At 42.4% G+C, this 11,096-nt stretch carries 8 protein-coding genes; 5 read left to right on the top strand and 3 right to left on the bottom strand.

The genetic code is table 11. From position 1 onward, the window contains the following. The 3 genes from EWV68_RS19980 to EWV68_RS19970 form a co-directional block, all read left to right on the top strand. The coding region (locus tag EWV68_RS19980) for a hypothetical protein (protein WP_287170823.1) at window positions 1-339 on the top strand (339 nt) is incomplete at its 5' end. Window positions 340-431: 92 nt separating this feature from the next. Next, the gene (locus EWV68_RS19975; protein ID WP_012264028.1) at window positions 432-623 is read left to right on the top strand and encodes a hypothetical protein; all 192 of its coding nucleotides are present in this window, start codon (window positions 432-434) and stop codon (window positions 621-623) included. A gap of 267 nt (window positions 624-890) precedes the next feature. Further along, entirely contained in the window at window positions 891-1,361 is a 471-nt protein-coding gene (locus tag EWV68_RS19970; protein ID WP_287170821.1) for a hypothetical protein, read from the top strand. 29 nt (window positions 1,362-1,390) lie between these two features. On the opposite strand, the gene EWV68_RS19965 is transcribed toward EWV68_RS19970, so the two are convergent. Together EWV68_RS19965 and groL are read right to left on the bottom strand one after the other, a co-directional pair. After that, a complete protein-coding gene (locus EWV68_RS19965; protein WP_287170819.1) occupies window positions 1,391-3,280 on the bottom strand; it encodes an ABC-F family ATP-binding cassette domain-containing protein in 1,890 nt (629 codons plus the stop codon). A 190-nt stretch (window positions 3,281-3,470) separates the two neighbouring features. Beyond that, the gene (groL, locus tag EWV68_RS19960) at window positions 3,471-5,144 is read right to left on the bottom strand and encodes a chaperonin GroEL (protein WP_287170818.1); all 1,674 of its coding nucleotides are present in this window, start codon (window positions 5,142-5,144) and stop codon (window positions 3,471-3,473) included. 242 nt (window positions 5,145-5,386) lie between these two features. Between groL and EWV68_RS19955 the strand changes: the two genes are divergently transcribed. Together EWV68_RS19955 and EWV68_RS19950 are read left to right on the top strand one after the other, a co-directional pair. Then, a complete protein-coding gene (locus EWV68_RS19955; RefSeq protein WP_061432581.1) occupies window positions 5,387-7,141 on the top strand; it encodes an ATP-dependent nuclease in 1,755 nt (584 codons plus the stop codon). Window positions 7,142-7,218: 77 nt separating this feature from the next. Continuing rightward, window positions 7,219-9,006 (top strand): coiled-coil domain-containing protein, encoded by a 1,788-nt coding sequence (locus tag EWV68_RS19950; RefSeq protein WP_061432582.1) that lies wholly within the window; start codon window positions 7,219-7,221, stop codon window positions 9,004-9,006. A gap of 50 nt (window positions 9,007-9,056) precedes the next feature. Here EWV68_RS19950 and EWV68_RS19945 read toward each other — a convergent pair whose 3' ends face one another. After that, complete coding sequence (locus EWV68_RS19945; RefSeq protein ID WP_287170817.1) at window positions 9,057-11,081, bottom strand: potassium channel family protein; 2,025 nt, start codon at window positions 11,079-11,081, stop codon at window positions 9,057-9,059. Window positions 11,082-11,096 lie beyond the last annotated feature (15 nt).

The following is an 11,096-nucleotide window of genomic DNA, read 5'->3' as shown; positions in this document are numbered from 1 at the left end:
TCCCCTGAATTGCAGTCAAGTTTAGAGAGTAAAATCAAACAATTTGAGGAGGAAAGAACCATGCCTTTAATGAGTAATATGGAGTTACGAGGGATAGAACGCGGTAAGGAAATTGGTAAAGAAATAGGCAAGGAAATTGGTAAGGAAATTGGAGCGTTACAAAAAAGCCGTGATGCCATAAAAACAGTTTTAACTGTGCGGTTTGGACAGATTTCTTCAGAAATTGAAGAGATAATCGGCAAAATCACTAACCCTACTATCTTAGAAGAGCTACTAAAATTAGCAGCTACTGCTAATTCTCTCGCAGAATTTAAGCAGTCTTTGGCAAGAATCCAATAAGAAAATCTTGCCGTAGGGTAGGCATTGTCCACCCATTCACCTTAAAACTCTTAGCCAGAAGCGGAGAACAATTAAAACTATCACCCTAATTGATGAACCAAACAACCGCCAATTATGATGAACCCTGGAAAGAAGCATTAACCGAGTATTTTGAAGCGTTTTTATACTTCTTTTTTCCCGAAGTTAACCTAGAAAACGGGTTTCTCGGAGAAACCCGTTTTCTGGACTTTAAGACAAAAAAACGTTTCGCTGACAAACTCTATTCAGTTATCAGTTATCAGTGACTAAGTAGGTGGGTGGAATTAAATATAAGATGAACGTAGGTTGGGTTGAAGCATGAAACCCAACTCCCGATTATGTTACGCTACCGCTAACCCATCCTACAAATAATTGTGCCTCCCTACTTAATTGGAAGCAAGTAGCAATCCCTTTGCTATAATAGGGTCTGCTGAAAAGGTTTTTCCTGGTGGCAGGGTGTGGGGTTTGGGGTTTTACCGATTTTGTTCCTACCTCACCATTAGGATAACTGCTGTAAATGAAATAACCGACTAATGAAAAAGATAATATTGACTTTACTATTAGCTTGGCTTTTAGTTGCTAACATGAATAGCCAAGGGGTTTTAGCAGTGACGATCGATTTTCAATGGTTGGGAAATCAAGGCTATACAGCTAAAGGTTCTTTTAGTTATGATGAAAAAACGGCCCCGACTATCTTTTCGGAAAAAGGTTCGGGAAAAATGCGAGTTTTAGAAAATTTTCAGGTATCTTTTTATGATAACAGTGGTCAAGAGATCGCTAAATACGATAATGTCAGCCAGGGAATTTCCTCGGCTAATTATTTTCAGTTTAATTTTAATACCAAAACCGGTCAAGTTTTCGGCTCGATCGATCTGGGGGGTGAAGGGATGGGGGAAATCTATCTTCAAGGGGTGGTTAACGATAATTTGGCCCTCTTGCGGGTGGAGTCGGTAGATCTGGTCATGGATGAGGATGATTCACCAGAAATTATCACTCATTTTTAACTAAATTGATCGGGAAAATAGGGATTATCCTAGCCTAATTTTTCCGCTAATTCTAACCAGCGATCGGTTAAATTATCAATTTTTTGACTCAATTGAGCTAATTCTTCGGTCAGAGCGGTTATTTTGGTAAAATCTTCTAGGGGTTCTCCATAAAGTACCTGTTCAATTTCAGCTTTTTTTGCTTCTAAAATTGGTATTTGTTTCTCGATATCTTCGTATTCTTTTTTCTCTTTAAAAGAGATTTTCTTATTGACGGGTGACGGAGAAGCTTTAACAGTTTTTGGGGTGACTTTTTTTTCTTTTGGTTCCTCCTCCTCTTTTTTCTGATCGAGATAAAGGGAATAATTACCCGGATATTGACGGATATTACCCCCGGTTTCAAAGGAAAAAATAGTATCAACTACTCGATCGAGAAAATAGCGATCATGGGAAACGACAATCACACAACCGTTAAAGTCCTCTAAATATTCTTCTAAAATTGCTAAAGTCTGCACATCGAGATCATTGGTGGGTTCATCTAAGATTAAAACATTAGGCGCACTCATCAAAACTCGTAGTAAAAATAAGCGTCTTCTTTCCCCTCCAGAAAGTTTATAAATTGGTGCATACTGTTGATCGGGAGGAAAGAGAAATTTTTCTAACATCTGGGAAGCGGTGATCACGCTGCCGTCTAGGGTTTTGACTAATTCGGCCACACTTTTCAGATATTCGATCACTCTTTGATTTTCGTTGATATTGAGATCATCGGATTGTTGATCGAAGTAACCAATATGAATAGTGGAACCGATGTCAACCGTGCCTGAATCGGGGAGAGTTTTCCCGGTAATAATATCCATGAGAGTAGATTTTCCTACCCCGTTACTGCCAATAATACCGATGCGATCTTCGGGGGTAAAAATATAGGTAAAATCTTTAATTAAAGTATGATCGCCGTAAGCTTTCGAGATTTTTTCTACTTCGATAACTTTTTTGCCGATGCGTCTTCCTGCGGTGGCAATATCGACTTTTCCCTCCACCTGTTTAAATTCCTTAGTCCCCATTGCTTGAATGCGATCGATCCGCGCTTTTTGTTTGGTACTGCGCGCTTTTGGTCCCCGGGATAACCATTCTAATTCCCGTCGTAAAACTCCCGCGTGTTTGCGTTGACTACTGGCGATCAATTCTTCCGCTAAAGCTTTTTTTTCTAGATAATAGGCATAATTACCAGAATAAGTAGATAAATCTCCCCGATCGATTTCAATGATGCGATTAGTCACTCGATCGAGAAAATAGCGATCGTGAGTAATTAATAATAATCCTCCCCGAAAACGGGACAAATAACTCTGTAACCACTCCACGGAAAGCGCGTCTAAATGGTTTGTGGGTTCATCCATCAATAAACAGTCAGGATCGGCTAAAAGTGCGGTAGCGATGGCGATTCTTTTGCGATATCCCCCCGATAAATCTCCCACGCGAGCATTAAAATTATCGATGCCCAGTTTACTTAAAATAACTTTAGCGTTAGTTTCTAAATCCCAGGCGGCAAGTTTATCAATTTGTTGCGAAACCCTTGACAAACGCTCCATAATAGTATCCAGATTTTCTGGCTCATGGACAAGGCGATCGGACAATTCCTCGTATTCCTTAATTAAAGTCATACTTTCGCCACTATCGGCGAAAACCTGCTCTAAAACCGTTTTATCATTGTCTAGATCGGGTTGCTGGGGTAAATAGACGATTTTCATCCCCGAATTGATTTGAATTTCGCCACCATCGATCGCTTCTAATCCGGCGATCATTTTCAATAGGGTCGATTTTCCCGATCCATTCGTACCGATCAGGCCGACTTTATCGCGATCATCGAGACTAAAACTCGCATCTTTGAGAATTTCCTTGATACCGAAGTCTTTTTTGAGCGATCGAACCGTCAGCAGTGTCATGATTTCTGGGAATAATCCTTCTTTTCTAGTGTAGTGTCTGGACTAATGCAAAGGATAGATTAAGCAGGTTCTGCTGAAAAAGTTTTTCCCGAGGAAAAAAAACCTGCCCCTAATGCCGACGATAACGAGAAAAGGGACAGATTGGCTCAATTGCATGAGATTATTTTCAGGGGCCAGACGGCATTAGGAATTACATCATGCCCATGCCACCCATGCCACCCATGCCGCCCATGCCACCCATGCCGCCCATGCCGCCCATATCGGGGGCTGCGGCTTCTTTAACGGGTTTTTCCACCACGAGGGCTTCCGTAGTTAAGACCATACCAGCGATGGAAGCGGCGTTTTGAACGGCTGACCGCACCACTTTAGCCGGATCGATAATTCCGGCGGCGATTAAGTCTTCGTACTTGCCGGTGAGGACATTGTAACCGACGCTAAAAGCGGTATCGCGCACACCTTCCACGATCACATCGCCTTCCACACCGGCGTTATTAGCTAACTGACGCAGGGGGGCTTCTAGGGCTTTAGCGACGATATCGGCGGCGACTTTTTCCTCATCGTTAGTCAAAGAAGCTTTGAAAGCCTTCACCTTAGAGGCCAGATGAATCAAGGTTGTACCACCGCCCGGGACGATACCTTCTTCCACGGCGGCTTTGGTGGCATTGAGGGCATCTTCGATGCGGAGTTTGCGATCCTTGAGTTCGGTTTCTGTGGCTGCCCCGACTTTAATCACGGCCACACCGCCGGCTAATTTAGCGATGCGTTCCTGTAATTTTTCCTGATCGAATTCGGAATCGGTTTCTTCTAACTGTTTTTTCAGTTGGGCGAGACGTTTCTGCACATCGGCCTTATTGCGGCTGTCCCCGGAGGCGACAATAATTGTATTGTCTTTTTCTAGGGTGATTTTTGCCGCTTGCCCTAGCAGATCGAGGCTAACCGTGTCAAGACTTAAGCCCACTTCTTCGGAAATCAGACGACCGCCGGTGAGGATGGCGATATCTTGTAAAACCGCCTTGCGACGTTCCCCAAAACTGGGGGCCTTGATGGCGACGACATTTAGGACTCCCCGGGCCTTGTTGACCACTAGAGTGGCTAAGGCTTCGCCGTCCACATCTTCGGCGATAATTAATAGGGGACGACCTTGACGGGCAACGGCTTCGAGGACGGGGACTAATTCAGCGATCGCACTGATTTTTTTATCGGTAATCAGGATCAGGGGGTTGTCGTACTCGACGATCTGTCTTTCCTGATCGGTGATGAAATAGGGAGAGATATAACCGCGATCGATCTGCATCCCTTCTACTACTTCTAATTCCGTGGTTAAGGATTTCGATTCTTCCACGGTGATTACGCCATCGGTGGTGACTTTTTCCATGGCGGTGGCGATCATTTGTCCCACTTCTTCATCGTTGCCGGAAGAAACGGTGGCCACTTGAGCGATCGCATCTCCGGCGATCGGTTTAGCGACGGCGGCGATTTCTTCCACCAGATAGGCGATGGTTTTGTCTAGTCCGCGTCTTAAAGCGACGGGATTGGCCCCGGCGGTAACGTTTTTCAGACCTTCTTTAATTAAAGCCTGGGCGATGATGGTGGCGGTAGTGGTGCCATCTCCCGCTAAATCTTTGGTTTTTGCCGCTACTTCCTGAATTAATCTCGCCCCGGTGTTTTCGAGGGGATCGGACAATTCGATTTCTTTGGCGACGGTGATGCCGTCATTAACGATCTGGGGGGCGCCGTATTTCTTTTCTAACAAGACATTGCGTCCTTTCGGACCGAGGGTGATTTTTACCGCATCGGCCAAGGCGTTGACACCTCTTTCTAGGGCGCGACGGGATTCATCTTTAAAGGCAATGATTTTGGACATGGTATCGCTGTTGTAATAGGACTCCTTATAGTTAATTTAGCACTCTTAGGGCTTGAGTGCTAATCTAGGCGATCGACTCCCCTCCGATCCCTGAACCGAAAAGCGCGATCGTTTTCGTTGCCCTAGCTGGAGAGATGAGTTAGTCCCGATCTATCTTTTGTCCTTAAAAATGGGGTCTGGGAAAGTGAGCGATGTTAACTTGCATAATTTAAGATGAAGATGCCGACAGCCTAACCAGATCGATGATAACCAAGCTAACCCTGAGAAATTTCAAGAGTATCAAGGAACAAACCTACGAGTTTGCTCTCTTCGATCTCTTAGTTGGACGGAATAACAGTGGTAAAAGCACCATCTTACAGGCTTTAGCGATCTGGCAGTTCTGTATTGAGGAGTTCCGGCGGGCGAAACGGGGGGGAAAGACCGGCAAACAAGTTGTCCTTCCCAACTTTACAGCCCTTCCCGTTCCAGAATTTAATCTTTTGTGGCGAGAGAAGACCGAGCGCCACTATCCAAAAGTAGATGGTTCCAAAAAGCAAGAGTTTATTCTCATTGAAATTGATGTTACTTGGATAGCGGAATCTTCTGGGCCAAAACCATGCTCTTTGGGGGTTAAACTACGATATAGTTCTCCTCAAACTATCTACGCAATTCCTTCGGAAGGATGGGAACATTTCCGTGAATTAGAAGGAGAGTCAAATCACTCCCCTTCTCTTTTACCTATTATTGCTTACGTTCCACCCTTTTCGGGATTAGAACCCAATGAAGAATGGCGTGATGACGGACCGCTGCGAAAACAAGTGGGAAAAGCGCAGCCCGGAAGTATATTAAGAAATTTACTGCTGCGAGTTTGGCAAGAAAATCGAAAGGATTGGAGTGAAATTCAAAAGGTTGTCAAAAACTGGTTTAACGTTGATTTAAAAGACCCTCAATACGAACGAGGAGTGGACACCCAAATAATCTGCGAATATAAACAGGGGGGCAAATCCTATGACATTATATCTGCTGGCAGCGGTTTCCATCAAACTTTAACCTTGTTGGCATTTTTTTATGGTTATAAACCTACTACTATCTTACTGGATGAACCCGATGCTCATCTTCATGTTAACTTGCAAAGAGAGATTCTAGATTATTTTAAAAATCAAAAGGCGATCGAGAGAAATACTCAATTTCTTATTGCCACCCACGCAGAAGAGTTTATTAGAGGGGTTGACGTTCGGCAAATTATCTCATTACTTGATAGAATTCCTAAAAGAGTGGAAGCTACACCAGCGATTTTAACAGCGATGGCTGATGTTTCTAACTCAGAGATAACAGAGCTTTCGGAACGTAATTATCCCGTTATTTTGTATGTTGAAGGAGAAACAGATGGGCGTCTTTTACGAGGTTTTGCCACTTCTTTAGGAAGGCAGGATAAATTGAATCAGGTTTGTTGTCGGGTTATGGGAGGCGGCAATAAGAAGAAAATGAAAGAAGATTCTGATCGTCATTTTAACGGGATTAAACAAATAATTCCATCGGCGAAAAGGTTGGTATTGTTTGATTATGATGATGACGATCAGGCCTTCCACCCAGAAGCAAATGATCCGAAGCAATCATTATATGAATGGCGACGAAAAAATATTGAGAATTATTTATTAGTTCCCGATGCTTGGATGAGAGCAGCTCAACAAACCGGCGGTTTTAACGACCAAGATATTTTTTTCTCTCCAGTTCAAAAAATAATTAGGGAGTTTTTTGATAACGAAAATCTTACCCTGCCTCGAAATCAATCTTGGAGAGATGTCAAAGCAAATATTTTTCAAGTTGTGGATGGGAAAAAGCTATTGTTTGAAAATAAGGACTCTCTTTTTCAAAGGCTTAAATCTTGTCAACTTCCTTTAGCATCTGTTCCATCTTTAGAATTGACCCGTGAAATCGTCGCCACTAACATGAAATCTGATGAAATTCATGAAGATGTTCATCAATTCTTCGCTAAGTTGGATCAACTTCTGAGTTAAGCAAAATTGTTAAGTAGGGAGTATCGGGAAATAATGCAGTTTTTTTATCCTCAGATTTTTTTTAGGAGAAGACAATCATGATTAATCTAAATCCTGCTATCGAACAAAAAATTAATCAATTTATTCTGGAAACCCAAAATAAATTTAGTCAGGATAAATCAGCTACCCTTGCTAGTTACCAAACAGAAGCCAAAACAATCACTCAAGAGACTAATAATTTAAGAGATGAACTTATTCAAAAACTAGGTGGATTAACTTTTTCAGACCCTTTACCTAGCAGAGAAGAATTAGACAAACAAATAATAGCTCATACAGATCAGCTTGTGGAGACAATCAACCTTTTATCTACGGGCAAAAATTCAGAAACTCCTCTTGATACTTTAAGCCAAGAAACTGATAGTTTAGTTGCAACAATTACGACTCTATTCGATGCTAATGCTAACGATGCAAACTTGCCAAGACTTAAGGAAAAACTAACTGCTTGGCAAACAAAAATTAAAGATACTTTGGTTAAATTTTCCACGACTGTGGAATTACAACAGAAAAATGAGTCTTTGATTGCTGAACTGAAGGAAAAATTATCTGAATATAGTTCAGTAGATGAAGACTTTGAAAAGTTAATTAAGGAATTTAAAAATAATTTTGCACAACTACAACAAGCAAGTGTTTTATTTCAAAATTTAGACGATTTAATCAATGAAATTCAAGCTAGAGATGACGTGATCAAACTAAATCAAAGAATTGACATTTTGCTGGAAAAAACCAAAGAACAAGTAGCGGGATTCCCTCAAGAATTAGACCGGGAAGTACAGGGAGAATTAGCCAGATTAATTACAATACTAGGGATAGCGCAGGTAGAACTCATGAACATTTCAAAACCTGGTGATATCATGCAAGTAAAGTCGGTGGTAGATGCCGGAGAAATTGCGATTAAATCTTTAATAGGTAAACCTAATATTATTCTGGCACAAAAATTACGCTATGCCGCCAGAACGGGATTAAGAAAAACCCAGACAGGTTTTTGGACTCGTCTAGCCGAATTCAGAGATAATCTGTTCCATTCTTTCAAAATACCTACAAAAGTTTTAATTGGATTAGTGTTAGCTCTCCCTTTGAATTGGGGTATTATGAACTCCCTTCCAGTGAAAGATTTGCTTATGTCTTTACCTCCAATCATAAATTCTAGTAACCAAAATACTGAGGGTAAAAGTAACCAAAATACTGAGGACAAAGCTGGAAATTTTAGACTCTTGATATTGATATTGATGACAGGCACTTTAGGGGGAGCAGTTAGCCTTCTAACTCGTTTGCAAGATTTTGATAATCCCAAAAACCAAAAATATGACGATGACCTCTTGCCATTTATAATTGGTCTAACTAAGCCCATTTTAGGGGGAAGTTTTGCCTTCTTTATTCTACTAATTCTTAACTCTAATATTTCTCCCTTAGAAATTCGGGGTGGCACTGAAGATAATCGGAATGGCATCTATTTATATGGACTTTTGACAATGGCTTTTGTGGCTGGATTTAGCGAACGTCTTATTCCCGATTTAATTAATCAAGTGGAGAAAAAAGTAACTGTAGAGGCTAGTTCCACTGGACAGGGACTACCTCCAACGATTCTGATCGCTCCCTCTAGCGCAGCTTTAGCATTAAATGGAATCCAAGAATTTACCATTAATCCCGTTGGTAACTACACCATCACAATCTCACCGCCAGACAGCGGTGAAATTGATAAAAACACCACTGATGCCAAATTTACCTACACTGCACCTGCACAAGGAAATGCTGGGGATACAATTACTATTACTGCCACTTCTGATTCCGGACAAACTGCCAAGGCTACTATCACTTTAACTGCATAAAAAAAGACCAAGAGAGCCTTCTAGTTTGACAAAAAAAGGATAACTCCCATTTACCCCGATTTCGGATTAATCGGAATGGCCAATGCTTGAACTTGAATTTTTTTTAACTCGGAAACTAATCGAATCGCCTGCTGTTCGTAGAGGGGGGCGCCCAGAGTCGCCGGCAAATTTTCCATGAGATCGCTGGCGGTTTTCAGGGGACAATTAGAAAAACGACTGATCACGGTGGGTGCTTCTGCGGCAATATTGCGGTTAAAGGCTTTTTCCACCCGCACGCGCCAAGTTTTGGGAGTGCGACGACCCTGTTCCACCCGTCGCAGTCCGTTGATAGTGGCCAGCACTACAATGCGATCGCCGATGCGTAAGTTGAGATAGTCTTCGGGCATTAATTTCGGGGCTTGCCGTTCTCGTTGGTGTAGGATCGGCACGACTCGATAACCGTAGGCAATATCCCCGATCGAGCTACCATTGAGAGTATCCCCAGCTTCGATCTCGTATTCTGTCACCAGAATCGTTTTTTGCGCCCAACGGAACAGATAGATGATATTTTCTCCGAAAGCGGCCCCCGTAAAGGCTTCTGCCGCCACGGTGTTGGTTCCTAAAATGTGAGAGCGGGGCAGAATTTGACTTAATTGTTGACTAAGGTTGTCGTCGGTGGTGCGGATGACTAAGTAGCTTTGGGGGTTGAGTTTGCGGGTGGTTAGGGCCACTTCTAAATTGAGGATTTCGTCATCAGTAACAATCGCTATACTTTTAGCCCTATCTAAATTGACATTTTTTAAAGATTCTTCGATATTTCCCGTCATCAGGGGCATTTTTGGCAGGATAGTTGCATCAAAATCCCTATTTAAGCTGACCCCGACGATCGCCTGTTGCATTTCTAGTAATAAATTAGCCACTTCTCTGCCGACTCGACCTAAGCCAACAATAACGATATGATTCTGTTGGGGAACTGGGGGACGGTTAGGGATAAATTGAAATCTTGATGATAATAAAGTTTCTGTCAAAATGGCATAGAGAACCCCGATAAAAGCGGTTCCAGCTAAGGTTAAAAAGAGACTAAATAGCTGCATCCACCAGGGAACCGCATTTAAATCTTCGGGGTTAGAGCCACCGAAAACATCACCGTAACCACCTAATAAAAGAATCGCCGTTCCTGAAAGAGAGGAAATAAAGGAAGCTCTCGGAGCGTAGAGATGGAAAAGAAAAGTCCCGATAATTACTAGGAGGATAATGATAAATACTGACATGAAAGCCACCCGGTGAATTTGCTGCTGAAAACTCAATTGCCAGAATTGTTGGATTTCTTTGAGCAATTTTTGCCAAAAATCCCGCAACTTCTGGGGAGAATTTGACGGTTTCTGGCGGACAGCATCGATGTTTTGATAGGTAGTTTCGATGGTGGTAATGGTATCACCGGCCCCGATAGTGGTGGTGGGGGACCATTGATAAAATCCGGCCCTTAAAGGTTCATCGGGGGCTGTGTGTGCTAACAGACGACGGGTGGGGGTATTTAAATCACCTAAAAAGCGATCGAGTAAACCATCTTCGGGGCTAATTTGTCTCTGGATAATCCGCAATTTCTGACCGTCGAGATGCAAAAAACCGAGGGTTTCTGTGCCTAATGTGGCTAAAGCAAAGGCATTGGCGGGTAGTTGGGTGGGTTCATAGGCGATAAAATTGCCTAAACGTTCCTTAAGTAGCTGATTGAGATTATCTTTAGAAGAACGCACCACTAAGCGGGTAAGGGGATTTAATTGCCGAATAATTAGGGCAGTGGTGGCATTAATTCGCTCATCACTGGTGACAATTAAAGCAGCCCGACAGCGATCGATTCCCGCTCTTGCTAAAATGTTTTTTTGACGACAATCACCGATAATTATTTCCTCTAATAAATCGGGAAAATCATTAATTTCCCAACTGGGAGGCTGTATTAGTTCGATACCGACGACGCTAACCCCAAACTCTTTTAAAGACTTGACGCAGTGTTGTCCGAGACTACCCAATCCACAAACTAAAAAGCGATCGGCTAACTTGACATTCCCATCGACAAAGCTGAGAGATTCTTGGTTCATAGATTCTGCTTGTCT

It is taken from the genome of Microcystis sp. M_QC_C_20170808_M9Col (assembly GCF_007095495.1).
GTDB classification, from domain to species: domain Bacteria; phylum Cyanobacteriota; class Cyanobacteriia; order Cyanobacteriales; family Microcystaceae; genus Microcystis; species Microcystis aeruginosa.
Note: the sequence above shows the minus strand (reverse complement) of the source record. Positions and strands in the feature narration are given on the sequence as shown.